Source organism: bacterium (assembly GCA_029210965.1).
Classification (GTDB): domain Bacteria; phylum BMS3Abin14; class BMS3Abin14; order BMS3Abin14; family BMS3Abin14; genus JALHUC01.
The window spans coordinates 1-25,873 of record JARGFZ010000037.1 but is presented as its reverse complement, the minus strand read 5'-3'; the positions used below and the strand labels follow the sequence as shown (position 1 = coordinate 25,873).

At 53.0% G+C, this 25,873-nt stretch carries 30 protein-coding genes; 18 read left to right on the top strand and 12 right to left on the bottom strand.

What is annotated here, in order from left to right:
- Positions 1-229: 229 nt before the first annotated feature.
- Together P1S59_11750 and P1S59_11745 are read left to right on the top strand one after the other, a co-directional pair.
- On the top strand, positions 230-523 hold the full coding sequence (locus P1S59_11750; GenBank protein MDF1526926.1) for a nucleotidyltransferase family protein: 294 nt from the start codon (positions 230-232) through the stop codon (positions 521-523).
- A complete protein-coding gene (locus tag P1S59_11745) occupies positions 513-857 on the top strand; it encodes a DUF86 domain-containing protein (GenBank protein MDF1526925.1) in 345 nt (114 codons plus the stop codon). Before P1S59_11750 ends, P1S59_11745 begins: the two co-directional genes overlap by 11 nt.
- Position 858: 1 nt before the next feature.
- Here the strand turns inward: P1S59_11745 and P1S59_11740 are convergent, their stop codons facing one another.
- From P1S59_11740 to P1S59_11725, 4 genes are all read right to left on the bottom strand, one after another.
- Complete coding sequence (locus tag P1S59_11740; GenBank protein ID MDF1526924.1) at positions 859-1,512, bottom strand: TrkA family potassium uptake protein; 654 nt, start codon at positions 1,510-1,512, stop codon at positions 859-861.
- Between the two features lie 20 nt (positions 1,513-1,532).
- On the bottom strand, positions 1,533-2,912 hold the full coding sequence (locus tag P1S59_11735) for a TrkH family potassium uptake protein (protein MDF1526923.1): 1,380 nt from the start codon (positions 2,910-2,912) through the stop codon (positions 1,533-1,535).
- Positions 2,913-3,095: 183 nt separating this feature from the next.
- Positions 3,096-3,680, bottom strand: a complete 585-nt coding sequence (locus P1S59_11730) for a hypothetical protein (protein MDF1526922.1) — start codon at positions 3,678-3,680, stop codon at positions 3,096-3,098.
- A gap of 337 nt (positions 3,681-4,017) precedes the next feature.
- Positions 4,018-4,944 carry a transglycosylase domain-containing protein gene (locus tag P1S59_11725; GenBank protein MDF1526921.1) on the bottom strand — a complete coding sequence of 309 codons (927 nt, stop codon included), beginning with the start codon at positions 4,942-4,944 and terminating at the stop codon, positions 4,018-4,020.
- A 402-nt stretch (positions 4,945-5,346) separates the two neighbouring features.
- On the opposite strand from P1S59_11725, the gene P1S59_11720 reads away from it, so the two are divergent.
- The 4 genes from P1S59_11720 to P1S59_11705 all read left to right on the top strand — a co-directional run bounded on the left by P1S59_11720 (position 5,347) and on the right by P1S59_11705 (position 8,004).
- Positions 5,347-6,276, top strand: coding sequence for an SPFH/Band 7/PHB domain protein (locus P1S59_11720; GenBank protein ID MDF1526920.1), 930 nt, complete (start codon positions 5,347-5,349; stop codon positions 6,274-6,276).
- Positions 6,273-6,722, top strand: a complete 450-nt coding sequence (locus P1S59_11715; protein ID MDF1526919.1) for an NfeD family protein — start codon at positions 6,273-6,275, stop codon at positions 6,720-6,722. The genes P1S59_11720 and P1S59_11715 overlap by 4 nt, the downstream gene beginning before the upstream one ends.
- Before the next feature lie 263 nt (positions 6,723-6,985).
- Positions 6,986-7,315, top strand: coding sequence for a hypothetical protein (locus P1S59_11710; protein ID MDF1526918.1), 330 nt, complete (start codon positions 6,986-6,988; stop codon positions 7,313-7,315).
- Between the two features lie 170 nt (positions 7,316-7,485).
- Complete coding sequence (locus P1S59_11705) at positions 7,486-8,004, top strand: nitroreductase family protein (GenBank protein MDF1526917.1); 519 nt, start codon at positions 7,486-7,488, stop codon at positions 8,002-8,004.
- A gap of 147 nt (positions 8,005-8,151) precedes the next feature.
- Here P1S59_11705 and P1S59_11700 read toward each other — a convergent pair whose 3' ends face one another.
- Positions 8,152-8,427 carry a hypothetical protein gene (locus tag P1S59_11700; GenBank protein MDF1526916.1) on the bottom strand — a complete coding sequence of 92 codons (276 nt, stop codon included), beginning with the start codon at positions 8,425-8,427 and terminating at the stop codon, positions 8,152-8,154.
- On the bottom strand, positions 8,420-8,956 hold the full coding sequence (locus P1S59_11695) for a hypothetical protein (GenBank protein MDF1526915.1): 537 nt from the start codon (positions 8,954-8,956) through the stop codon (positions 8,420-8,422). Before P1S59_11695 ends, P1S59_11700 begins: the two co-directional genes overlap by 8 nt.
- 224 nt (positions 8,957-9,180) lie before the next feature.
- Between P1S59_11695 and P1S59_11690 the strand changes: the two genes are divergently transcribed.
- Both P1S59_11690 and wrbA read left to right on the top strand, forming a co-directional pair.
- The gene (locus P1S59_11690) at positions 9,181-9,444 is read left to right on the top strand and encodes a hypothetical protein (protein ID MDF1526914.1); all 264 of its coding nucleotides are present in this window, start codon (positions 9,181-9,183) and stop codon (positions 9,442-9,444) included.
- A 169-nt stretch (positions 9,445-9,613) separates the two neighbouring features.
- Positions 9,614-10,225 (top strand): NAD(P)H:quinone oxidoreductase, encoded by a 612-nt coding sequence (gene wrbA, locus P1S59_11685; GenBank protein ID MDF1526913.1) that lies wholly within the window; start codon positions 9,614-9,616, stop codon positions 10,223-10,225.
- A 274-nt stretch (positions 10,226-10,499) separates the two neighbouring features.
- On the opposite strand, the gene P1S59_11680 is transcribed toward wrbA, so the two are convergent.
- Positions 10,500-10,865: a cytochrome c3 family protein gene (locus tag P1S59_11680; GenBank protein MDF1526912.1), complete on the bottom strand. Its 366-nt coding sequence runs from the start codon at positions 10,863-10,865 to the stop codon at positions 10,500-10,502.
- A gap of 425 nt (positions 10,866-11,290) precedes the next feature.
- Between P1S59_11680 and P1S59_11675 the strand changes: the two genes are divergently transcribed.
- From P1S59_11675 to P1S59_11630, 10 genes are all read left to right on the top strand, one after another.
- Positions 11,291-12,205, top strand: coding sequence for a DMT family transporter (locus tag P1S59_11675; protein ID MDF1526911.1), 915 nt, complete (start codon positions 11,291-11,293; stop codon positions 12,203-12,205).
- Positions 12,206-12,362: 157 nt separating this feature from the next.
- Positions 12,363-13,064, top strand: a complete 702-nt coding sequence (locus tag P1S59_11670) for a metal-dependent hydrolase (GenBank protein ID MDF1526910.1) — start codon at positions 12,363-12,365, stop codon at positions 13,062-13,064.
- A 61-nt stretch (positions 13,065-13,125) separates the two neighbouring features.
- A complete protein-coding gene (locus tag P1S59_11665) occupies positions 13,126-13,776 on the top strand; it encodes a hemolysin III family protein (GenBank protein MDF1526909.1) in 651 nt (216 codons plus the stop codon).
- 253 nt (positions 13,777-14,029) lie between these two features.
- A complete protein-coding gene (locus tag P1S59_11660) occupies positions 14,030-15,151 on the top strand; it encodes a hypothetical protein (protein ID MDF1526908.1) in 1,122 nt (373 codons plus the stop codon).
- A 63-nt stretch (positions 15,152-15,214) separates the two neighbouring features.
- Complete coding sequence (locus P1S59_11655; GenBank protein ID MDF1526907.1) at positions 15,215-16,561, top strand: DUF4139 domain-containing protein; 1,347 nt, start codon at positions 15,215-15,217, stop codon at positions 16,559-16,561.
- Between the two features lie 488 nt (positions 16,562-17,049).
- On the top strand, positions 17,050-17,529 hold the full coding sequence (locus tag P1S59_11650) for a hemerythrin domain-containing protein (GenBank protein MDF1526906.1): 480 nt from the start codon (positions 17,050-17,052) through the stop codon (positions 17,527-17,529).
- Positions 17,530-17,732: 203 nt separating this feature from the next.
- A complete protein-coding gene (gene fbp / locus P1S59_11645) occupies positions 17,733-18,764 on the top strand; it encodes a class 1 fructose-bisphosphatase (GenBank protein MDF1526905.1) in 1,032 nt (343 codons plus the stop codon).
- 319 nt (positions 18,765-19,083) lie between these two features.
- Entirely contained in the window at positions 19,084-19,923 is an 840-nt protein-coding gene (locus tag P1S59_11640; protein ID MDF1526904.1) for a methylated-DNA--[protein]-cysteine S-methyltransferase, read from the top strand.
- A gap of 126 nt (positions 19,924-20,049) precedes the next feature.
- The gene (locus P1S59_11635) at positions 20,050-21,582 is read left to right on the top strand and encodes an EamA family transporter (protein ID MDF1526903.1); all 1,533 of its coding nucleotides are present in this window, start codon (positions 20,050-20,052) and stop codon (positions 21,580-21,582) included.
- Positions 21,583-21,736: 154 nt separating this feature from the next.
- Positions 21,737-22,360 carry a MarC family protein gene (locus P1S59_11630; GenBank protein MDF1526902.1) on the top strand — a complete coding sequence of 208 codons (624 nt, stop codon included), beginning with the start codon at positions 21,737-21,739 and terminating at the stop codon, positions 22,358-22,360.
- Positions 22,361-22,425: 65 nt separating this feature from the next.
- Here the strand turns inward: P1S59_11630 and P1S59_11625 are convergent, their stop codons facing one another.
- The 5 genes from P1S59_11625 to P1S59_11605 form a co-directional block, all read right to left on the bottom strand.
- The gene (locus P1S59_11625; protein ID MDF1526901.1) at positions 22,426-22,815 is read right to left on the bottom strand and encodes a tetratricopeptide repeat protein; all 390 of its coding nucleotides are present in this window, start codon (positions 22,813-22,815) and stop codon (positions 22,426-22,428) included.
- A 62-nt stretch (positions 22,816-22,877) separates the two neighbouring features.
- Entirely contained in the window at positions 22,878-23,426 is a 549-nt protein-coding gene (locus P1S59_11620) for a ferritin family protein (GenBank protein ID MDF1526900.1), read from the bottom strand.
- Between the two features lie 69 nt (positions 23,427-23,495).
- A complete protein-coding gene (locus tag P1S59_11615) occupies positions 23,496-23,717 on the bottom strand; it encodes a rhodanese-like domain-containing protein (GenBank protein MDF1526899.1) in 222 nt (73 codons plus the stop codon).
- An 82-nt stretch (positions 23,718-23,799) separates the two neighbouring features.
- A complete protein-coding gene (locus P1S59_11610) occupies positions 23,800-24,942 on the bottom strand; it encodes an FAD-dependent oxidoreductase (protein ID MDF1526898.1) in 1,143 nt (380 codons plus the stop codon).
- Between the two features lie 173 nt (positions 24,943-25,115).
- Positions 25,116-25,873, bottom strand: a 758-nt coding sequence (locus P1S59_11605; GenBank protein ID MDF1526897.1) for an ISL3 family transposase, incomplete at its 5' end; no start/stop codon positions are given.

Sequence of the window (25,873 nt, the reverse complement as noted above, 5' to 3'; positions counted from 1 at the left end):
GCCGATCACGGTTTAGGAACATATGGCGGGGAGTTGCGAAAAACCAAACTCAGCCATGTTTGAGCAATAACCCGGTGTATTGTGACGTTACTTATTGAGTAGGTTGGTTATTCTGCTGATTTAAGTACCGGGGATAAACCGTGGGGAAATGATTGACTCCTGAGGGGCCTCCTTGTTGAATATTCTTCCTATGGAGATTATGTTATTATTGTTTCTGGTGGATATAGATATGCAAAGAAAAGATATCGTACTTGATAAAATCCGGGAAAAAGGCGAGGAACTTCAGCAGTTTAAGGTTTCTTCCCTGTTCCTGTTCGGTTCCGTTGCACGGGGAGAAGAAAACTTCGACAGCGACATCGATTTACTCGTCGAGTTTATCGAACCCGTTGGACTTTTCACTTTTGTACGGCTGAAAATCTACCTGGAAGAACTGCTCGATGCAAAAATCGACCTGGTGACAAGCGAAGCGTTAAAGGAGCGTCTGAGGGACAGAATTCTGAAAGAGGCGATCCGTGCCGCCTAGGGATTGGCTGATTCGTATCGAAGATATCCTTGAAGCCTGCAACCGGATCGTTGAATATGTGGGCGATAAAACCGAAGATGAATTCAATTCCGACCCTCGTACAGTCGACGCTGTCATCCGGAACCTCACGGTTATCGGCGAGGCAGCTGGACACATTCCTGAAGAGATCGCAAAACGCTATCCCGGAACCCCGTGGCTGGAAATGCGCGGGATCAGGAACATTGTGGTTCATGAATATTTCGGAGTTTCCTTACCCATCATCTGGAAAACAGTTCAGGACGACATACCTTCACTCATCCCCCTTCTGCAGGCTATTCTCACAGACAACCGATAGCTCAGGATTCCAGCGCTTTAACTACGTCCTCCGACCGCCCCAGCATGATCAGTATATCGCTGTCCTTGATGACATAATCCGGGGAAGGCGCTGTCACCATTTGATCTGATAGAACATCCTTGAGGGCAATAATCGTGACCTTGAATTTGCGGCGAAGATCCAGTGAAATAAGGTCTTTCCCTATGAAGTTCCGGGGTGCGGCGGCTTCAGTGATGGAGTAATCTTCCGCCAGGGGTATGAAATCAAGGATGTTGGGATAAGACAGGGCGCGGGCAGTCTTGATGGCCATGTCTTTCTCAGGGTGGATGATCTCTGAAGCCCCAACTTTTTCAAGTATTCTGCCGTGGTCCTCATCAATAGCCTTGGACAGGATGTTTTTTACCCCAAGTTCTTTCAGGAACAGTGTAATGAGCGTCGATAGATGTGATCGCTCACCGGTAGACACCATGACAGCGTCCATCTCTTCGACCCCATTGGCAGCGAGAAACTCCTTGTTGGCCGCATCCCCATGGATGGCAACGGAACAATGGTCCCTGATCCTCTGAACCCTTTCCTGGTCCAGGTCGATGGCTATCACCTCCTGACCATCCTCATACAAGGTGCGTGCCAGGTGGTAACCGAAATTCCCTAAACCAATGACACAAAACTTTTTCATATTTCTCCCCTCGAGTGTGGTCACCCGATCATTATATTTTCTTCGGCGTAACGCGTCGCCTTGGGCGACAGGCGCTTCGCGATGGTAAAGGCCACCGTCAGGAGACCCACCCTTCCCAGGAACATGAGGACGATAATAATTACCTTTCCCCCTGTATTGAGCAGGTTTGTGGCCCCAACTGAAAGTCCCACGGTACCGAAGGCTGAAACGGTTTCGAAAAAATACTTCAGGAATACATCGTCGTGTTGGCGGGCCGAGGCCCCGGGATGCTGGACCAGGATGAGAGAGAAAAGACCTGCTCCGACGACGAAAGCCGCCAGCATCACAAGGGCAAGGGTTTTGGCCACCGTTTCAGTGGAAATGGTCCGACGAAAAATGTTCGTATGGGGGTTGCCTTTGAGCCTGCTGTGAAGGATGGCGATAAAGAGGGCCAGGCTAGTCGTTTTGATGCCGCCTCCCGCTGACCCGGGTGATGCCCCCACGAACATCAAAAAGACCATCAAAAATAAGGTGGATACACGGAACGTGTTCATGTCGATAGTGTTAAAGCCGGCTGTCCGTGCCGTAACTGACTGGAAAGAAGCTGTGAGCATCTTCTCAACGGTAGACAATCCGGCAAAAACTCCTTTGGCTTCCATAATAAGGATGAGAAGCGCGCCTCCCAGGATCAACAGGCCGCTTGTCCAGAGAACGATCCGGGAGTGCAGGGAAAGCCTCGATCGTTTGGTACTTCCGCGGTCAATCACAATGTCCATGATCTCCCGGATAACCAGAAAGCCGATACCCCCAAGGATGATAAGCCCCATCACGGTCAGATTCACAGTTACATTTCCCCGGTAGCCAATGAGGCTATCGGGGAAAAGGGAGAACCCGGCGTTGCAGAAGGCCGAAATGGAGTGAAATGCTGCTGCAAATAGACCCCTGCCAAGACCAAGATCAGGAACGAATACGAATGCCAGGATGGCGGTGCCCGCGGCTTCGATCCCTATGGAAATGAGGATAATACTGCCTATCAGTTCTCTGAGGGAGTGGACAGGTGTGTGAAGGAGGGTCTCGTTAATGATCCATCTCCCCTGTGCTCCAACACCGAGACGAAGGAAGAAAAAGAGGTAGACGCTGAAAGTGGTGATGCCAAGCCCTCCCAGTTGAATGAGACACAGGACCACCAATTGACCGAAGATCGATAATCCTGAACCTGTGTCGACTACGGTCAATCCGGTTACACACTGGGCGGATGTCGCTGTAAAAAGAGCGTCAATGAAGGGCAGGGGCTCGCCGTTTGAGGCCATGGGCAGGCTCAGGAGTGCTGAACCGATGAGGATCGCAACCATATAATAAAGGATCAGCACCTGGCCGGGTGCCAACCGTCTCAATCCATTCAAGAGTGATCCAGGTGGCATGCGTCAGCCTCCAGCCCGTCCCCATACCGGTGTTCCTGTTGAGCTGCGGTTATGAAACATCAAACCAACATCTGAAATGTAGTTTCTCCTGTAAGGTTTGCCGCGTATTATATGCCCACACGCAAAAAAAAACAGCAGGGTCAAAGGCTCCCTGCAGTTTTTTTTAATCTTCAAATAGTTCGTCTAATATCTCAGCGGCAGGCTTGCGAATTTTTCATAGACAGCCTCGTTACACGAGGCAAACCACTCCTCACAACCATCGTATGATCCCACATCCCCCATGTGGTTGAATCTAACTGTTCGTGTAAATGGGCCGATGGTACAGGGGTGCCACACCCAGTCGTTGAGATCAGATGCGGACTTCATCTCCACCCGATAAGTCCCCAGGTTCACCATCCGCCCATGGGGGACTTCGAAGGAGTCGATGACGATCAAGTTCCCGCTGCTGCCCAAGGTGCGCAATTCATAGGACCCCGGATCCAGGTTGATGCAGAAATACCCCTTTTTGGTAAGTTCCAGCTTGCGTTCCATGCCGCTGAACAGGTTGACGATGGTGAACCCCCTCATCTCAAGGCTGTCGGGGAACCAGATCCTGGTCATCCGCTGAGACGTCCCTGTTTCCATCTTGATAATGTGTCCATCCATGCGCCCGAACACGACACAATCTTTCTCCAGCTTCAGTGCTGGTGCCGCGTCCTTGCCCTGGACCAAGCCTACTGACAGTACCAGAAGCACCGCCAGTACGATAATCGATGCGAGCCGATACATGACAACTAGCTCCCTTGATAACCCCGGCACTATACTGCCGGTTTCAGGTTAAACTTCCACTATGTGCATGGAATTTGACGGTGAAAACAGATGCTTGCAGAAGACGATCACCCCCCCCACAGGGTACTTCACTCATAATTATACCACCGGGAATGGGGAGATGGGGGATAGGGAGGGAAAGGACAAATATTGATGACTTTTTGCGACCCTGTCAATATTGGAAACGGGGAAATCACGCCTTTGGCGTGACAAGCTGTGTACGGGTGGCGAAACGGCGAACTACTGGCGCATGAAGGCAATTGACCTTCTGCACTTCTGCACTGCTTCACTTCCTGTACTATCTTATCGGTATCTCAACGATCCCGTCCTGGGTGGTGAACACCTCCCCGTTCTCCACACCCTCTTCTGGAGTTACGATAATCTGGTCCTCATTTGTTATTGAATCTTCTTCGATCTCCGGTGGTATGTCCATAGCGGATCCCGGATCCTGTTCTGTATCCACGAGCTCGGAAGGTTCCCCGGCGAACGGGATCTCAACCAGGGCAGCCAGGTACTGGTCGTCCGTGATCATGCGGCCCTTGAGCATGACACCGAGGATGTGGTCCGAGCGGTTCATCACCCGATCCATGTTCCGCTCCGGATCGTAGACTTTGGGGCCGGGCAGCATGGCAGCCAGAAAGGTGCATTCACGAAGTGACAACCCTGACAGCTGTTTGCCGAAGTGGTGGCGTGTCCCTGGCCCTACCCCGTAGACCATATCCCCCAGTTCGACCACATTGAGGTAAAGCTCCAAAATGCGGTCCTTGGTCAGCGCCTTTTCCATGCGCCGGGCAAGGACCAGTTCGCTCACCTTGCGTTTTACGGTCTTGTCCCGGGACAGGAAGAGGTTCTTGGCCAGCTGTTGGGTGATCGTGCTGGCACCCCGTGAGAAACGGCGCTCCTGAAGGTCTTTTAAAAACGATTCGCGAAGCTCGAACCAGTCCACTCCCTTGTGGGAGTAAAAGGAAAAATCCTCACCGGAGAGGACCGCGTTCCGAAGGTTCTGGGGGATGTTTGATAGAGGGACCCAGTCGGGATTCTCAGGACCCACGGTATATGGATGGTAACGACCCCGCCAGTCGGGGAAGTTAACCTGCAGGGAGACTCCGGGGTTCGAGAGAAAATCCACCTGGGGCAGACTGGAGACGGCCAGGAACAGCCAGCCACCGACGACAAGAAAAGTCAGGAAACCGGACAAGAGGATCAAGAGAAGTAATTTCTTCAAAGAGGGGAGCTTCATGGCCTGTGGTTTATAACATGAACCGCGAGGTTTGTGATGCAGCGTTTTTGTGTTCTCGAGAAAGTACCCGTGTCATCCCGGCTTTGCGTCGTAAAACACCATCTGCTCCACCATCTATGGGCGGCTGCACACTTTAATGTATAGTTTTCAATAACATCAATCGTTTGCCATTCCCATCCTCCATGGACTATTATTTATGTAAGTTGCATGGGGGGCATCGGGGGCGACAATCTGGAGATGAAACCGACCGCCTGCCTGTCCGTCTTTTCTGTGAACAAAACGGACTCACACAAGAGCAGGCGGTATTTATTGATAAAAAGGTGTTTTGCCTGAGATAACCTGCTGGCGAAGCCTGCCTGCTGCAACCTGTTAATAAAGGAGGGGATCATGTTCGAGTTTGGAGCGTTCGCCATTGTCGTCGCCGTTTTCGCCATCGTTGTCCTGTTTCTCGGCGTCAAAACGGTACCCCAGGGGTACGGGTACACAGTGGAGAGGTGGGGCAAGTTCGTCAGGACACTCGATCCGGGCCTTCACATAATCATTCCCTTCGTGGACAAGATCGGTTTCAAGAAGAACATGATGGAACAGGTGCTCGATATCGAGAAGCAGGACGTCATCAGCCGCGATAACGCCATGGTCTCCGTGGACGGTGTCCTTTATTACCAGATCGACGACGCTGCCAAAAGCTCCTATGAGGTCAACCGGCTCGAATACGCCATCACCAACCTGGGCCTGACCAACATCAGGACCGTGCTGGGCAGCATGGACCTGGACGAGATGCTTTCAAAACGCGACGAGATCAACGCTGAGTTACTGAGAGTAATCGACGCCGCCACCAATCCGTGGGGGGTCAAGGTCACCCGCGTGGAGATAAAGGACATCCAGCCTCCCCAGGACCTTGTAGAGTCCATGGCGCGGCAGATGAAAGCCGAGCGTGACAAGCGGGCCCAGATCCTGGAGGCGGAAGGTTTCAAGCAGGCTGAGATCCTCAAAGCCGAGGGGCAGAAACAGGCCGTTGTTCTGGATGCCGAGGGACGCAGGGAAGCGGCTTTTCGTAACGCCGAAGCCAGGGAGCGCCAGGCCCAGGCCGAGGCCAAGGCCACGAAAGACGTCTCCCAGGCCATCTCCGAGGGCGACATCAACGCGGTGAACTATTTCGTGGCTATGAGATATGTGGAGTCCCTGGAAAAGATCGGTGTCGCCAACAACTCCAAGATAGTCTTCATGCCCCTCGATGCCTCCGGGGTGATAGGGGCCATCGGCGGGGTCGGTGAGTTGATCAAGGATGCCGGGAAGGGAAAAGGAGCTGAAAAATGATGAAATTCGTTTTCTGGCACTGGTGGGTGATCGCTGTGGTGCTCGTCATTGTCGAGGCGTTCGTCGCCGGCACCTTTTTTCTCTGGATGGGGGTGTCGGCCGCTGTCGTGGGGTTTGTACTGCTCATCGCCCCGGGCATGGGCTGGGAGTATCAGGTTCTGCTTTTCGCCGTATTCTCGGTGGTGAGCATCGCGCTGTGGCTCATCAGGCTGAAAAAATACCCCACGAGATCCCAGGTCTCCAACCTTAACAGGCGCGCGGCCCGTTACTTGGGACACATCGCCATCATTAAGGATCCTGTTGTGAACGGATTGGGCACCATCAACGTGGACGATACCATCTGGCGTGTCATGGGGCCGGACTGCGAGGCGGGGACGAAGGTAAAAGTCATTGGAGCAGCAGGGACCAATCTGAAGGTGGAGATCTTTATGGAGAAAAACCTGTAACTAGCAGCGTGTCGGAAAACCGTCCCACGCTGCTAGATATCCAGGTGTCTAAGTATCCAGGTAAAGGCGTCCAATACCGTTTCTCCGGACACGGCAGGACCGTGATCCGTTTTCGGCCCCGCAAGTTTGTTGATCTATGGCAGAGGAGTCAGGATAAGCAGAGCGTTGCGTCTGACGAGGTGGAGAATGAGGAGCAATAGACCAGCGGTTTGCGTCAGGTACTTTGAGATCTGAGATCTGAGATCTGAGATCGGGAGGCTTATTTGTTCTGCCCTAACTGCAAAGCTGAATACAGACCGGGTTTCACCGAGTGCTCTGATTGTGGCGTGCCCCTGGTTTATGAACTGCCTGAAGAGGAAGCTCTCAGTCCCATCCAGGATGGGGACGCGGACCTGGTTGCGGTATACTCTACCTATAACCCCACTGACGTCATGATGGTCAAGTCGCTTCTGGATGCGGAGGAGATCGTCTGCAATTTCCAGGGGGAGCTGTTTAAAGGAAGTGGTGTCTTCATTGTTCCTGCCATGCTCTTTGTGACAAAAGGCGATGCCCAAAGGGTGATAGAGATCCTGAGGGATCACGGGATAGAGTAGAAAACTGTGAACCGTGAACCGTGAATCGTGAACGGTTAAACTATTGAGAATTGAGGATTGAGAATTCCGGATTAAGCTCTAAATATGGAACCATCGACCTGTAATTTGTTGTTTTCCTCTGCGTCCCTCCGCGTACTCTGCGGTTAGCTAAATACCTTTTTGGAGGTTTTATGGACTTTTACGAACTTATCCGAAACCGCGAGAGTATCAGGAACTACGACCCCGAACGACCCCTCGACCAGGATACCCTCTACCGGATCCTCGAGGCGGGAAGGTGGGCGCCGTCGGCAGTGAACTTCCAGCCGTGGCGCTTCCTGGTGATCTCATCAGAGGAGATGCTGGCTAAAATTCGGCCGTGCTACGGCCGTGACTGGTTCTCCGGCGCGCCCCATGTCCTGGTGGTCGTGGGCTATCCGGAACAGGCGTGGGTCAGGGAAAAAGATGGGTACAATTTTCTGGAAACCGATCTCACCATCGCCCTGGATCACATGATCCTGGCGGCTGAGTACGAGGGAGTTGCGACCTGCTGGGTGGGGGCCTACGACCCGTACATGCTGCGGGAGGCCCTTTCACTGAAGGAAAACGAGATCGTCTATTCCATAACACCTCTCGGCTACCCGAAAAAGGGGTTTGAGAAGAAGGGGAATAAGAACCGGAAAGCGATGGATGAGATAGTTCAGTTCCTTTAAAAGCTTTTTTTAAATACGCAGAGGTCGCGAAGGACGCAGAGAAAGGCTGAATCTTGGGGATGAATTTACTTCCGCAATTTCCCGTACCATACTTTATCTGACCCTTGTTCTTTTTTTTCCGATTTTACATCCCTTGACCTTCCGGTTTCATAAATAAGGCGAGAAAAGCCAGAAGAAACCATCGCGCAGCCGCCCGGGAAAGGGACGGTTGTCAACCTCTTCAATAGTCAGTTCCCGGGATCGGGCAACAGTTTCCATACAGTAATTTGCCATCCTGGATGGCAGGAAATAAGGGGTCATGATGATGATACGGTTTAGCGCCGCAGAAATGACACCAGTCAGGACATGGGCCGGTTTGTCGAGATTTTCGTCCGGGCCGTCGACAATAGTCCTCCCGGAGACCGCAGACCATGGATCACCCACCGGTCCTGTAAAATGAGTAAAGCTCCCCTACGCCGTCCAGAAGGACTTTTACGTCGACGCCCCTGCGGGCGGCTTCGCCCAGGGCATCCATGAAGCGCTGTCCTGTTTTGTCCTTGAGAAAGATGTAGCTGGAAAGGAAGACGTTGCTTCGGGTAAGGGATATTGCCACGAGCATGGCCGGGTAGGCTTTTTCTCCTCCCTCGAACATCTCAAGTCTGTTCCCTCCCACCACCGGCCGATGGGTCTGGTTTTTCAGAGATGTTGAAAACACTTTTAAAGGGGGCGGGAACCCTGTCTTCCGAAGAACTGTGGAGGTGCGAAAGGTCAGACGCGTCCGGTTCTTGTAAAGGAATCTTTCCATCGCAGTCCTGGTGTTCCTGAACTTCGTGATATGGCTGCTCGTCCGCAAGGCCGAACCGGTCTGGTCTTTTCTCCGGTCGGTTTCAAGCTCCATGAAAGAAGGGGCGGCGGACAACCCCGACATGAAAAGGCTGGTCAGTTCCCATCCGATCTTTTTCGAAATCATCAAGCGGCGCCTCAACCGGGAGTCGTTCTCCGGGTTTCCCGCCACACTCCTGGGTCTGGCCTTTTGCTACGTCTTTCTCCTTTATCTTGGATCCGTCGAGGATCTTCTCACTGCCGATCCCATCGTGATCGCGGACGCCCGTATCGCAAACCTCTTATACTCTTTCCGCAACCCCTTAATGACCAAGGTGATGCTCTGGGTCACCCTTCTGGGCAAGTGGCAGATCTGTGCCGGAGCCACCCTTTCCATATCGGCTATTCTCCTCCTTCCTGACCCTGATTATCCTGAGTATAGGTTTTTCCCGCCTTTACCTGGGGGCCCTGATCTGGGCTGTCGTCATGGGAACAGCGGGTTATCTGTTTGGGCATGCCGTGGAAGCTGTTCTCGGGGACCTGCGCAATCTGGAAGTTGTCATCGTGGCGGTGATCGCTGCGGTGGGTGGAATAATATGGAACGTCTACCACGTGCGTTCCCGCCAGGTACGGCGCTGAAAGTCTGATATAATTTACAATATGGTTCAATTACTGTTTACTTCCTGGCTCCTTTTACTGTGAGACAACTTGCTACCGATGCCTAGTCTGGTATACTAATCCCTACTAATTAAGTGTGAATATTGGGTCCTGGATTTTAGATCCTGGATCCTTTCCAAAGGAGGTCCCCATGAAGGTTCTTATCGTTTACTATTCCATGTACGGTCACGTTCACCGCATGGCCCAGGCCGTGGCCGAGGGTGTCCGGGAAGTCGCAGGCGCCGAAGCGGTCCTGCGCCGCGTTCCGGAAACCCTGACTCCGGAAATCCTCGAGGCCATGGGTGCTGTCGAGGCGCAGGCGGCCATGTCCGAGATCCCCATATGCAAAGTTGAAGAGATGGCAGAAGCAGATGCCATCATCTTCGGCACTCCAACGCGATTCGGCAACATGTGCGGGCAGATGCGCCAGTTCCTTGATGCTGCCGGGCAGCTCTGGATGGAGGGGTCCCTTGTCGGCAAGGTGGGCAGCGTCTTTACCAGCACGGCTACCCAGCACGGCGGCCAGGAATCGACCATCCTGGGTTTCCATTCCACGCTGCTGCACCTGGGTATGGCCATAGTCGGTCTCCCTTACACCTTCCAGGGCCAGATGCGGATCGACGAGATCACCGGCTGTTCTCCCTATGGCGCCAGCACAATTGCAGGCGGGCAGGGGGAGCGCATGCCCTCTGACAACGAGCTGGAAGGAGCCAGATTCCAGGGCAGGCATGTGGCAGGGATCGCCTCGAAGTTGGCAGGGTAAAATCAGTGAAACGTGAACAGTGAATCGTGATCTGTGATCTGTGAACCGTGAACAGTGAATCGTAACTGGTAACTCGTAGCCAGCTAAAGCGAGTGTCCGATCTATTCAGGGACTACAGGGCTATCCCGGTTATTCTCACCAATGAAATCTTTAAATAAAAAAACCCGCTGACCGGCTGGCTTTTTCTCTGTCTTAAAGGAAATGAATTTGATCTGGTGTGTCCTGGTTCCTCACGCATCTACGCATTCACGCACGCACGCACGAACAATGACTTTTATTTTTTATGGCACTCGCCGCACTTGGTCGGGCCCTTTTTCTGGTCGTTGTGGCAACCCTTGCACCTGATGTGGAAGGGGTTCTTCTTGGCGCTGGACACGGAAGGATCTGGTGCGTTGGGGTCCTTGCCGTGGCACTCGAAGCAGCTCTTAACATCATCTTTACCAGTGGCGGTGTGATGGCAGACCACACAATCGTTGACCTCTGAATGCGCCTTGTGCGGAAAAACCACGGGTGCTTTTGAAGCTTGAGCCTTGTCGATGGTAATGACATCAGGCGCAGCGCCCTGTGCGACGGTGACCAGAGAGGCCAAACAAACGGCCATGGCCAAAAAAGCGAGCATGATAACGGTTTTTCTTTTCATATGGACTCCTCCTGGAGGTTTCCCCTCCCAAAATTGTCAAAAATAAAAGTGCGTCTTTATCTCATACACGGGATTAATAAATCAAGAATTTAATATGGTTTCATTTTGAGGGGAGGTGTCTTCCTGGTGGTGAACCTGGAAACAGATTGATTAAAGCTGATCAATACCCGACGCGGACAAGACTTCCAGGTATTCCATCGAATGGCCATTCTCATGATCTCAAATCTCAAATCTCAGATCTCAAATGCTAAACTTCAATCGGATCCCAGTTCCCAAAACTTTACAGATATTTCAACAGGCACGGATTATTCTGAGATCTGAGATAGCACTCTTTTTCTTTCAATTCTGCAGATCCATCAACTTTTCACTTCCCACTTTCTACTTTGACTGGGTATGATACCCGGCCACTGAAAGGAGATAGAACCATGGGCGATTCCCGCCAGAAGGGTTCAATGTTGCCCACGGCGGCCCTTCTGGCTGCCGTGGTGTTTTGGGGCAGTTCCTTCTCTATAATGAAGGTCAGCATTCATAGCCTTGGGCCCTGGGCCGTGATGTGGGCCAGGATGGCTGTTGCCCTCATCCTCATCCTGCCATTCTGGCGCAAAATCTGGCCTCTTCCCTATCGACCAGGGGACTGGAAACTCCTGTTGCCACTGTGTCTTTTCGAACCCTGCCTTTACTTTACTTTGGAGGCCAACGCTTTAAGGTTCACCAGCTCTTCCCAGGCAGGTCTCATCGCGGCATCCGTTCCCCTCATGGTGGCGTTCGCGGCCCACTTTGCTCTGGGTGAGTGCGTTTCCAAATGGACGGTGACGGGACTTGTTGCTACTATTGGAGGAGTGGTTTGGCTAACCCTGGCAGGGGATCCCAGCAAAGTGGCCACAAACCCCCTTCTGGGTAACGCTCTGGAGATGGGAGCGATGATAAGCGCTGTGGGGTACATTCTTCTGGTGAAGAAGCTCAGCGGGCGCTACAGCCCCTTTGCCCTTACCGCTATGCAGATCGCGGCAGGTTTTTTCTTTTTTCTCCCCGGTGCTTATCCCTTTTTGGGCAAAGGAGTTGTGCTTACTTCAGGGCAGATCGGGGCGCTGGTCTACCTGGGTGTATGTGTAACATTGGGTGCTTTCGGCCTTTACAATTACGGGATAGCCCATGTCCCCGCTAACCGGGCCTCAGCTTTCATCAACGTTATTCCTGTTGTGGCTGTCATCTTCGGCTGGACGCTGCTGGGTGAAACTCTCAACCTTGCCCAGATCGCGGCCGCTTTTTGTGTTCTTTCCGGTGTTTGGTTAAGCCAGTGGGGTGGGGAGGCAGAGGTGCTCCAGATCCATGATGTGTAATAAACAGTACACTTTAGCCAGAATCCAGAATCCAGGGGAAACCCCTGTATCGGAGTGTCGGAGTAATCACGCCGTTGACGTGACAGGCTGTGTGTTGGGGAAAAACCTGGAACTTTAAACCCGAAACTTGAAACCTGAAACACGGAACTATTCTTTTATGTATCTTGGCCATTACGCGATTGCTTTTGCAGCTAAAAGAGCCTCCCCGGGTACTTCTCTGGGGACTCTTATCTTCGCGTCACAATTCATTGACATCCTTTGGCCTCTTTTTATCCTCCTGGGGCTTGAAAAGGTGGCAGTCGATCCCGGAAACACGGTGGTCACCCCTCTTCGTTTCGTTCAGTACCCTTTTACCCATAGCCTCCTTTCGGTTCTCATCTGGGCCTGTCTCTTTGCTTCCCTCTATTGGATGGTGAGCAGGAACAGGACGGGAACCCTGACGGTGTGGCTGGCTGTATTGAGTCACTGGGTCCTCGATTTTTTTTCCCATGCACCGGATCTCCCTCTTTATCCAGGTAGTGAAAAAACAGTTGGACTGGGGCTATGGAACTCCCTCTCCGGAACTCTGGCGCTGGAACTTGGGATATTTATTCTTGGAGTAACCCTTTACCTTCGGGCCACGCGGCCTGCCAACAGGACGGGAACATATTTTTTCACAGCGCTCCTGATATTTCTCATCGCAACCTATGTCATAAATATTCTGGGACCCCCACCGCCGGATTATAAAGCGGTTGCCTGGTCCGCGTTACTGTTGTGGCTACTGGTGCCCTGGGGTTACTGGATCGACAGAAATCGACACTTGAAGGTTGGACCAGGTCAGCGATCGGGTAAACTCAAATTCAAGATGAAAGGGTTGTGAAAATTCCTGTGATCAGTGAGCAGTGATCGGTGAAGGGTATTAATCTCAAACAGGAGGATCCTTGACCACAACAGCAAACAGATCTTACAGCCTCGCCGAGGAGATCGCCAGCAGCGTAACCCACGGCCTGGGTGTCGTTCTGAGTATCACCGCTCTAATTATTCTTACTACCCTTGCTGCCAGGTCCGGTGATGCCTGGCGGATGGTGAGTTTTTCCGTCTACGGTTCAACTCTCATCATGATGTATCTCGCTTCCGCTCTCTACCACAGCTTCCAGAAGCCAGGGGTCAAGAAAGTTTTAAGGTATCTTGATCACTCGGCCATCTACCTGCTCATCGCGGGAACCTACACACCGTTTACCCTGGTGAGCCTCAGGGGTCCATGGGGCTGGACCCTTTTCGGTCTGATCTGGGGGTTGGCGGCTGGGGGTCTGCTCATGACCATCCTGGGGGCAGGACGATCCCGGATCCTGGCGAGCCTTGTTTATATTGGAATGGGGTGGCTCGTTGTCATTGCCATCAAACCGCTTCTTGAAACGATCCCATCGGGGGGTATTGCCTGGCTTGTGGCCGGCGGCCTGTCCTACACGCTTGGTGTTATTTTCTATGTCTGGAAAAAACTCCCGTTCAATCACGCCATATGGCATCTTTTCGTACTGGGCGGCAGTGTGTGCCACTTTTTTGCTATCCTGCTTTACGTTTTGCCAGCCTAAACGAATTCCGAATTCCGAAAAAATGACTGAAACGTGACGAGTGAAAGGTGAACAGAAAATTCCGATTGCCATTCACCGTTCACTTTTCACCAGAATTCAATCCTCAATCCTCAATCCTCAATCCTCCATTGATTCCCCTCTGAACTCTACACCCTGCACTTTGCACTGAGGAGAAAGGGAATATTCCCCACCCCTTGCGTGTATACTATTTCAAGAGCGGTCCAATCTTCCTTTTCTCCCCTGGAGGTGAAGCATGAAAAGAACATTTATTCTGGCCTTTGCAGCGTTGCTCATATTGAGCGCCAATGCCCAGGCCCGGACGAAACTGGTGGCTCTCCCCGACAGGGAAGCTGTGACCATCCGTTTCGACAACCCTGTTGCGACCCTGGTGGAAGAGGAACGGGTATTGACCCTCCAGGAGGGAGAGAATCTGGTGGATTTTTCCTGGAGAGGTGTTCAGATCGACCCCGATTCCATCCGCATGGCGATCATGACGCACCCGGAAAAGGTTGCCCTGCTGTCCGTGTCCTATCCTCCGGGTGAGGCAGCCCTGGTCTGGCGTATCCACTCGGATAGCGCAGGGGAGGAAAAGGTGCGCATTTCCTACCTTCTCTCCTATATCGACCGACTTATCACCTATAAGGGGGTGGCCTCCAAAGATGAAAAGACCCTGGACCTGGAGGCGCTCCTGGTGCTCAGAAACTTCTCCGGAGAGGATTTCGAGGATGCCAGAGTGATCCTTGGACAGGGGGACCCTTTCACCGGACAGACAGCCCACGAAGAGACACGTCAGGTCCATTTTCTCACAGCGAGGGATATCCCTGTCAGAAAGACCTTCACCTGGGACGCGGCTGCAAAGCCGTGGGAGCCGAAGCGGATTGAAACCGATGTTGGCATCCCGGTCCACTACGTTATCAAAAACGAAAAGGGCGCCGGATTGGGTAAGGGCCACCTCTGGGACGGCAAGGTCAGGGTGTTTCAGGATGACGGCCAGACAGGCACCATATTCCTGGGCGAGGACAAGGTCGGCATCACGCCGGTAGGTGAGGAAATGCGGATCTACATCGGAGACAGCCGTGATGTCTCCGTCACCCAGGTCAAAACGAAAGACCTTCGCATTAACCCAAGACCCTCAAGACACAAGATCGTCCTTTACGACACAGATGAGGAGATCCGCACCGAGGTGGAGAACTTCAAGGGGTTCCCCGTTACCGTGGACCTTGTCCAGCACATCCCGGGCCAATGGGAGATGGAAAAATCCAGTATGGAATACCAGAAGAGAGATGCCAACACCCTGGTCTACAGTGTCAGTGTTCCGGCCAAGGGTAAAAAGGAGCTCTCCTTTCACTACAACCGCCGTAATGTGCGTAATTAAACCCAGAAATCCGGCAAAGATCCAGGCTGCTTTCTGGATGTATTTATAAGGAGGAAAAAGGCTATGGGAAAAAGCGCTATTACGTTGAGTTTAATACTGGTCCTGCAGCTGGTGCCTGCGTCCTATTCCTGGGGCAAGGTAGATCTGGTGACCCTGCCATCGAGGGAGAAGGTTCAGATAACTATCTACAACTCGGCGGACCTCACCCTGGCAAGAGACATTCGTTCTCTGACCATGAGAAAAGGTCCCAACCGGCTCCAGTTCGCCTGGTCCGGGACACTCATTGACCCCACCAGCCTTGAGATGCTGCCCCTGAATCAGGCCAGGGATATCCAGCTCCAGAGCCTGCAGTTCCCGCCGAGGGTCCAGGGTCTGGGAATCTGGGAGATCGACTCGGCTGCCGCCGGCAAGGTCCCCTTCGAGATAACATATTTCACCAGCGGCATCTCATGGCAGGCCTATTACCTGGTTACCCTCACACCAGATGAGGGCGCCATGAAGCTTCAGGGATATGTCAGGGTGACGAACAACAGCGGGGAGGATTACGACAACGCCGAAACGAGGCTTGTCGTGGGCAAGGTCAACCTTCTTGATCGAATCGCGGACCTTGCGAGGAGGCGGGAGCCTTTCGGCAGGCCAGGCCCGGGAGTTCCATCTCCCATGGTGGGAATGTCCGCTGATATGGCGATGCAGGAAGCGGCTCCCGCGATGTACGCCGCCAAGTCCGAACTCAAGCGAGCTCTTCCCAAGGATATCCGCAAGGAGGGCCTGTCAGAATATTTTCTGTACACCATCGAGGGAACCGAGGACATCGCCAACGGTTGGGGCAAGCGCCTCATCTCATTCTCGGTTCCCGAGGTGCCAGTAAAGAACCTGTACCGTTACGAGGAGGAGCGCTACGGTTCCTCTCCGGTGAGGTTTCTCTCTTTTGCCAACGACAAAAAACACAATATGGGGTCGGAGCCGATCCCCGGCGGACTGGTGAAGGTGTTCCGGGATACGGGTGATGAAGGGTATCTCTCCTATGTGGGTGCCAGGGATACCCGGTACATCCCCAAGGGTGAGGAGGTGAACCTGAACCTTGGCCCGTCGGAGCGAGTATCGGTAAAATCGGCGACCATGGACTACCGGACAGATAACTACGAGTGGAAGGACGATCGCATCACCGGATGGGATGAGCACCATACGGTGGAGGTAAAAGTTGCCAACTACCGGGCAATGCCGGTGAAGGTCGAGGTGAGGCGAAATTTCCCGGTCACCGCCTGGGAACTTGAAAACAAAGGTGATCCTGGCCGCTATGAAAAGGTGGATGCGGATACGGTGCAGTATTCCCTGGAATTGGCCCCAAACGGACGGAAAACCATCACCTACGACGTAACCTGGCACATGGGGTCGAGGGGGAGTAAATAGAGCCCAAAGCCCAAGGCCCAAAGTTCAAAGGTTAGGGTCGATTGAGGAGCATTCTATTAAGTAATTGGGGCAGGGTCTGGTGGCTGGGAAAAGCGGGAGTTATCCACCGTCGCTCCATGAGCTATGGTGGACAAGTCGGCGGACAAGGTGCCCAGGATCCAGGAGGAGATCAAGGTAATAAGAGGCCCTTTCCTATGGACTGGACCTCTATCTTTTGTGAAAATATAGTTGTTTAAACCTTTTAATGCTCATTCGTAATTCTGCGGGCGTGAGCCCGTGGTAGTTCACTTGATTTTGCATTTACGGATTACGGATTACGGATTATATGCTCTGATACCGGGGAAGATAGTAATAACCCCATCACAGAGGTTGAATTGTTACTTCTCATTCTATAATTTACAGAGAAGGTAATACTCAGACGAAGGGAGATATGATAATGCTTCCAGCAGGCCCCCTGATGATAGAGCACAGGCTCATCGAGCGCATGGTTGAAGTGCTTGGGGCTGAAGAAGAGAGGATCAACAATCATAACGCGCCCGACACGGATCTCCTTCTGGCGGCTGCGGATTTTTTTTCGAACCTATGCGGATCGCTGCCATCATGGGAAGGAGGAGGATATTCTGTTCAGGGAGCTGCAGTCAAAAACTCTTGCTGACGAGCACTTGATAATTCTCAATGAACTTAAGGGTGAACACACCATCGCCCGCACCAGCGTCCGCAGCCTTGCAGATGCCCGGCAGCGCCTTCTTAGAGGAAAGGCAAAGGCAGCGGAGGAGATCCAGCAGGTTTTTGGGGCCCTCACGGCTCTCTACCCGGCGCATATCGAAAAAGAAGATAAGCGGTTTTTTATCCCGGTCATGGACTATTTCAGCAAGAAAGAGCAGTTGGACATGGTGCACCGATTCTGGGAATTTGACGAAAGGCTCATCCATCGAGTCTACGGGGATGTCGTGAAACGCTTCGAGTGAGATACAGGGGCCTGAAACCGGGTTTTTCAGTACACTTTCTTCTGCTATACTTTCTCAGACAGCGATGTCCTTATTCTTCCTTCCCGGTGGGGAGAGGGAGGATAAGGTGAAGAACGACTATATTGCGCCCCGCCCTGCAAAAAGTCTCTTCGAGCCATTTTGCAGGTTATAAAAAATGGTCATCCTGAAACCTGGAGGGGGAAATGGCTGACGGAAAAATTGGGATCAACCTCACACGTCATATCTATCAGAAACAGATGGAGCACCCGGAGGCAACGGGCGAACTCACCGGTATCCTGAACCAGATCGCCTTTGCCGCCAAGATCGTCTCCCGGGAGGTCAACAAGGCCGGTCTGGTGGAGATCCTCGGGCTCACAGGGATGGAGAACGTCCAGGGCGAAGAGGTCCAGAAACTGGATGATTTTGCCAACGAGGTTTTTATCAACATCCTGGGTAAATCAGGCCACTTCTGCATCTTGGCCACCGAGGAAGAGGCTGAGGTCATCCCTGTTCCTGAGGGTTTCAAGCGGGGCAACTACTCTATAGCCCTGGATCCGCTGGACGGATCATCCAACATCGATGTCAACGTTAACATCGGTACCATTTTCTCCGTGCACGGCAGAGTGACGGAAGGTGAGGGCGGGTGCGAGCAGGACCTTATGCAGCCGGGACGTAACATAATTGCCGCGGGTTACGTCGTGTACGGCAGCAGCACCATGCTGGTTGTGAGCACGGGCAACGGGGTCCACGGGTTCACTCTGGATCCGTCCGTGGGCGAGTTCCTCCAGTCCCACACTGACATCCGGATACCCAAAAAGGGGAATATCTACTCCATCAATGAAGGCAACTACCCCTACTGGACCACCGGTGTGCGTAAGTACATCGATTTTCTAAAGGAAAAGGATAAAGCGAGCGGAAGGCCCTACAGCGGGCGGTACATTGGCTCCATGGTGGCTGATATGCACCGGACCCTGCTCAAAGGCGGTATCTTCATGTACCCGGCCGACAAAAAGGACCCCAAAAAACCCGACGGTAAGCTGAGGCTCCTGTATGAATGTTCCCCCTTTGCTTTCCTTGTCGAGCACGCGGGCGGTGCGGCCAGCACCGGGACCGGTCCGATCCTGGACGTTGTACCGGAGGATCTGCACCAGAGGGTCCCCTTCTTTGCCGGTTCGAAACACGATGTAAGCCAGGTGGAATGGTTCGTGGGGAAGTATGACGAAGATAAGGAGTAAGGCAGTGTCTGGTGTCTAGTGTCTGGTAAAGAAATTGCCCTCCTCACGGAGGGCTGTTTTTTTGTGCAGCACGCCCCTTGACTAGGCTCCCTTCGACATGGCTCAGGGCAGGCGGGACAGGCAGTACGCCGCGCGCAGTACGCAGAATAAGATCAAAACAAAAATAACAGTGAAACAAGATCGGTTTCAGAATTTTCCTGTATGTTGGATATTGGATCTTGGAAATATTGAAGGGCGCAAGAATCGGGTCGTCTCCTTCATTGAGTAATGCTACGTTGCCGGGCACAACAGGTCGAGCACTGAAAAGGAGGAGAGTCCGGTGGAATCAGAGTACAGAAGAATAGAAAGGGCGATTCGCTACATTGAAGGTCATGTCGGGGAGCAGCCAGGCCTGGATGAGGTGTCAAGGTACGTGGGTCTGAGCCCCTGTCATTTTCAGAGGGTGTTCAAACGGTGGACTGGCGTGAGTCCCAAACGATACCTTCAGTTCCTGACGGTAGAAAATGCCAAGCGGCTCCTTCGTCAGTCCTCATCGCTCCTGGACACAGCTTTAGAAGTGGGTCTGAGCGGGCCGGGACGTCTTCATGATCTTTTTGTGTCTGTAGAATCCATGACTCCCGGACAGTTTAAGTCAGGGGGAGCTGGAGTAACCCTGGAGTACGGGTTCCACGAAACCCCTTTCGGCCGGGCGCTGCTTGCCGTTACGCAAGAGGGCATCACCGACCTCTGGTTTATAGATGAAGAGGAAGAGGGTGGAGCTCTCGTTGAACTTATTAAAACCTGGCCTGCTGCCGACCTCAAGGAAGGATCAGAATCAACACGGAGAATAGCGGACCGGATATTTGATGGTGCTTTAAAGCAGGCCAAGGGTGATCCGATCAACCTTTTGCTGCGAGGAACAAATTTCCAGATCAAGGTGTGGCAGGCTCTGCTCCGGATCCCGGAGGGGACGGTCGTATCCTATGCGGATGTGGCAATCATGATAAGCCGTCCTGATGCAGTACGTGCGGTTGCCGGAGCGGTGGCGAAGAACCCCATAGCCTGGTTGATCCCGTGCCATCGGGTTCTGAGAAGTTCGGGGGAGCTCGGAGGGTACCGTTGGGGGATCACCCGCAAGAAGATGATGCTGGCACGGGAACTGGGGGGAGAGAGATTGTGAATCCTTCATGTATCTATGTGTCTAAGTATCGAGGTGTCGAGGTGGGGATATGATATGTGATCCTGAACTTCGATACCTCCATACTTCGATACTTCCATACTTCCAGATCAAACCCAGGAGAAGATAATGAATTTCAGGCAGTTTAGTATGCTTTGTCTCCTGGGTCTTATATGGGGTGCCTCCTTCCTCTTCATCAAGATAGCGGTGCCTACAGTTCCTCCCTTTACCATTGTGTTGGCGCGCATCGGCATTGCCGCTGCCTGCCTCTACACTATCATCCGTCTCAGGGGACGCCGCCTGCCGGCACCAGGTCCTCTCTGGTTATCTTTCCTTATTATGGGTTTGCTCAACGGTGCTATCCCCTACAGCCTCATCAGCTGGGGTGAAAAGTACATCGAAGCTGGTCTTGCAGCTATTTTCAACGGCCTGATGCCCCTTTTCACCATTCTCATCGCCCACTTCGCCACAATGGACGAGAGGTTCACCACCCGCAAGGGTGTCGGGGTGATATTGGGATTTCTGGGTCTTGTCTTGCTCATTGGTCCGTCGGTGCTGGAGGGGCTTGGCTCCCATCTCATGGGACAACTGGCGGTAACGGGTGCCGCGGCAAGTTACGCCGCCGCGGCCATCTATGGGAAAAGGTTGGTCAAAGACAGGCCTCTTGTGCTGGCCACAGGCCAGATGGCAGGAGGAACTCTTCTCATCCTCCCCCTGAGCCTTGGTTTCGACCGGCCGTGGTCCCTTTCACCGACGCTGCCTGCCGTGCTTTCCCTGCTGTGTCTGGGTGTTCTGGGAACCGCCTACGCCTACATCCTTTACTATCGCCTCCTGGCCGAGGTTGGGGCCACGAAGTTGAGTCTCGTGACCTATATTATTCCGGTGTCCGGGATCTTCCTGGGATGGCTTGTGCTGGGAGAACGCCTTCACTGGAACGCCTTTGCGGGACTGGGACTTATTCTGGCAAGCATTGCCTCCGTGGGTGAGATGGGGCGAACCGGGGAGGGTGCTGCGGCTTTCGATCCTTTCGATTGGGGGGTTCGTCTTTTCCCCGAAAGGTGGCTGCATCTGGGCATCAGGCTTGTCATGGCCCTGGGATGTATTCTTTTCCTTGCCAGACGTATTTTGGAATATGGTGACTATTTCCTCAAACCCCTCTGGGTGTCAGAGACACTGGTATACGCCGTTCTTGTCATCGCGTTCATGGTCCGGACAAATCCAGTGGACCGTTCCCGGGGTGTAGTCGAGATCATCATACCTGTTGTCGGAGCCCTGATGCCTTTCGCACTTCTGTTTTCGCCCCCTGCCAGGTTCGTGCTTTCCAATCGCCCGCTGCATCTTGGTATTTTCTGGTTCATGGCCCTGGCCACGTTCCTCACTGTCTGGGGGATGTGGACCCTGAGGAGGTCTTTTTCCATCACCGTTGAGGCCAGGGAACTGGTCACCGGCGGACCGTATCGTTTCATCAGGCATCCCGTCTACACAGGTGAGATCCTGGCTGCCGCAGCTGTGGCGGTGTGGCGATTTTCATGGGTGAACGCAGCGATCCTGAGTTTATTCATTGTTCTGCAGTTGGTCCGGGCCCGCATGGAGGAGGAGAAATTGAAACGGAACTTCCCAGCCTATGAGGAGTACGCGGAAAATGTGAGGTGGGTGTGGTAAGGGTGATAAAATTCGTGCGTGCGTAGAGCGTGGGTGCGTTCGTGCGAGTACTTACGCAAGCACTCAATCACACACGTACGGATGCACGGTAACTGGGCGAACCTGCACTCCTTTTCCGATTGCAATACCAGCTGAAAAGGGTCATACACGGCGGATGAACGATTTCTTCAACTCCATAGCCCTGCTGCTGATCCTCCTGAACCCCTTCCTGGTCATCGTTTACCTCATGGAACTGGTCCAGGACCTGGACTTGAAGGTTTTTTCATCGGTCCTGGTACGTGGCGGTATCATCGCGACGGGTATCCACGCCACCTTTGCTCTGCTGGGGGACGCTGTTTTCACCGAACTCCTTCACGCGGAGTTCGCCTCCTTTCAGATCTTCGGGGGTATTGTCTTTCTCCTTGTCGGGATCAACTTCATGCTCAAGGGAAACGAGGCTATCGAGGCGCTGAGAGGTCCAGCCGAGCATATCGCCGGATCCATCGCCATGCCGATCATGGTGGGACCCGCGACAATAAGCGCCAGTGTGATGATCGGGAAAACTCTTTCATCGTTTTTGGCCGTTTTGGGCATTCTCGTTGCGGTAGGGGGATCTGTGGTAGTGATGATCGTCCTTAAGATGCTTCACGACTGGGTAAAACCCAGGAACGAAGGACTTGTGAGACGCTATGTCGAGATCGCCGGACGGGTTATGGCGCTTATCGTTGGGATATACGCCGTTGAGATGATCATGCAGGGAACGGCTGTCTGGATCGAGCGCATCCTCGCATCCCTGTAAGGGGTCTGTGACCACCCGATTCATCGCAAAGGGAAACGTGCGATCTTGGCTGACTAGCCGGGATCTTAGATAGATTCCTTGAGCGTGACAAGGGACTCCCTGGCCAACTTCCCGATATCCCCTTCCGTGTCGAGCTTGATGGATTCCAGATAATATTCGACGGCTTCTTCCTTCCGCCCGTCGTTCCTCAAACAGTCGGCAAGGTACAGGTGAGCCACCGCACTGTCGGGAATTATGTCTATGATCTGCCTGTAAGTTTCAACGGCTTCAGAAAACTCCTCAAGGTTTCGATGACAGAACCCTTTAATATGTCTGGCTTCAACATTGTGCTCATCGATAATGCAGGCCTTGGAAGCAAACTGCTTCGCTCTCTGGTAATCGTTGCTGCCGATCTTCGTTTTAGCCGTCAGTACGTTCACGCACACGTTTTTCAGGCGGCCTTCCAGTGATTTCATCAAGATCCTGTTAGCGTTTAACATGTGGATTCCCTTCAATGGTCCCGACTGTCTATTTCCTTTCAAGTTTGTTTTTGCTTTTCCGTCACCTGATCCAGAAGTTCACCCAATTTCCTCAGATGCCCCTTCTCCTCCCTTGCGATCGTTCGAAACACCTCCTTGGCGTCATCGCTTTCAGACACGTCCACCATCTTCAGATATCGGTCGTAGGCGTTGGCCTCGAAACCCATGGTTATCCTCAGGATTTTTTTCGCCGGTTTGTCCCTGGCCCAGGAAAGAACCTCTTCCATGCCTACACCCCCCTCAAGGATGGGGCTGCTCTGTCTTCGGTAAAACCGGTCAACCGGTTCGCCGCGCAGTTTCCCGTTGATCGAGAACAATGTCTCCTTGTGGTGCTTCTCGGCGCTAACCAGTTTCATAAACAGATCGGCTTCGTCGGTGCCGGGCCTCATTTTTGCCAGGTCTGAGTAAAAGAGACGGGTGTTTTCTTCCAGAGCCCAGGCGAGGGCTGCCATATCAGCGGCGTCGGTGCCTGAAGCAAAATAGGCAACCCCGCCCTCCGGGGGACCATCGGCGGTCAACCCATGCCAGGCTTGAATGCCCCCCTCCATGTTCCACACTTTTTTGAAATCGTTCCTTTCGAGGATCCCCGCAGCAGCACGGCTGCGGCCACCCGCTGTTCAGTAGGTCACCGTGGGTTTGGCCGGGTCCAGTTCTCCCAGCCGGTTCTCCAGTTCACCCAGGGGTATGAGTTTCGTCCCGGGGATGTGACCCTCTTCGTACTCACCGGCCTGTCGCACGTCCACCAGGTTGTAATCCTCCGGGTCGTGCTCATCGAGGAAGGCACGGACCTCATCGGGCATCATGGTGGGCACGGAACGAAAGTGTTTTAAGATCGACATGGAGTTCCTCCTCTTGGAACACTCCTGTATGGGGGTATGGGGGTTTCGACGATCTGGATTTTCTCCGATACGAGGAATTGTGTCACAATTCCTCTTCAAGTTCCCCACTCAATTGAAACTTCCTCATAAACCGTCGGTCGATAAAATCCTTGATCCAGAAAGCGGGCTTTCCTTTAAATATCCACTCTCCCTTTCTAAAGACCGCAGTACCATCCCCCATGTTGAGAATGAGCAGGAATTCTGAGCTGCCGGGATCGAACCTCTGTAAAGGTTTTTCTTCCAGGGCCGCAGCCAGGTTGGTCAGCAGCACCGGGTTTTCCCTGACCGCATAGACCCCTACTCGGGCAAGGGGCCCCTCTTGAAGGGTGACGCAATCACCCCCACCGAAGATCTGGGGGTATTCAACACTCTGGAGATAGTTGTTCACAAGAAGTCCGCCATCAACGGCTGCAGGTAAACCGGATTCGGCAAAAAGACGGGAGGGGATGATCCCGGTGGCAAGAAGCGTAATGTCCGCGGGAATGGTGGATCCGTCCTCCAGGGTGACACGGTGGGCCCCTATTGATGTAACCCGCGACCCCTCTCTGATCTGAATCCCTCTTTTTCCCAGTGAACGGCGAACTTTGGCCTGAAGACGTCTGGGAAAAAGGCCGAGGAGTTCGCTTCCGGTCAAAAGAGTGGTCCGACTTTGGATCCTGTTATCCCTGGAAAGGCGCCACAAGGCTCCCGCCATTTCCACCCCCGCAGGGCCTCCTCCGACGACAACAAGTTCAAGAGGCTTCCCGGAATCGTGCCCATCCCACATGTCCAGGATGGCGGTTCGTCCTTCCACGATCCTTTCGATGGGTTTGACCGGAAACACTGATCCATCGCCCAGCTCCATCTTCCCGGATGGGATCACGCTGCCAACGTTAAAGGAAACGACGTCGTAATGGACACGTTGGCCACCTTCCAGGAGGACCTCTTGCTGGGCAGGGTTGATCCTGGTAACTTTTCCTTTGATGAACTGGCCGCCACGGCTGGTGGTCAGCTTATAAACGTTAAAACGGATCTCCTGGGGGCGGTAGGTGCCCGAAAGCATGCCGGGTGCCATGCCGGAGTAGTAGTGATGGTCGGACGGGGCTATCACCGTTACCGTGTGACCACGTTTGACCAGGCTTCTGATGGCCGAGATCGTTGTCAGGTGGGCGTGGCCGGCCCCCACCAATACCAGACGTTTGCCCATGGTCTGCCTCCCTTGGATCGGGACGGGGAAAAACATCGTTTATATAAGAGAAATGGTAGCAGGTGTTGGGAAGGGGGCGCAAGGGGAGAAGTTCCGTGAATAGTGAATTGTGAATGTGTAATTAATATATGTTCACTGTTTACCCTTCCCCGTTCACCTTAATTTTAGGTTCCTCACACGAATCGGTGCACAGTTTGAGGCATCGGCAGGTCAGCCATGCAGAGGTACAGGTTCCGGATAAAGGTCGTTGATGTTCGGAACCCGTAGGCTCTGTGACTGATGACCTTGGCCTTGTTATTGAGTCCTTCTACGGTAGCGTTGGTGATCCTCGCTCTGAAGTAATTTAATATGCCCTCTTCATGGTTCCGGATCATCCACGCGAATTGTCTCATGGGTTCCAGGCGGGAATGGGTCGCCCACCAGAACCACCAGCGGAGATATTTCTCAGCCCAAGAGCGTGACGTATAGTCCCAGAATCGGCGAAACGCTTCCTTGAGCAAATAAGCGCGGTTGATTTTCAGGTTAAGCTTTTCCATGGATCTCAATCGCGCATTCTGATGATCGGTGAGGTTCCATGGGTTTTTGAGCCAGATATAGCGTGTTTTGATCATCAGCTCTTTGTGCTCTTTACCCTTCTCGTTAATCTCCTGGCGCCGCACCTCATCAACGGCTTTCATGAGATGACTGACAATATGGAACTTATCAAATACCAGTGTAGCATCGGGAGCGTACTCTCGAATGATATCGACATAAGGTTGCCACATGTCACAGCAAATGCTTTGCAATTGCTTGCTGTATTCCGGTCCCAGGAACTTGAAGAACGCCTTATTCGTGTCTTTGGTTCGGCCATCACCGGATAGTGGACCCCTTAGATGGGACAGTTTGTTAAAGTGTAACAGACTCGTTCCGAAAGGGGATATGAATGAAGAAG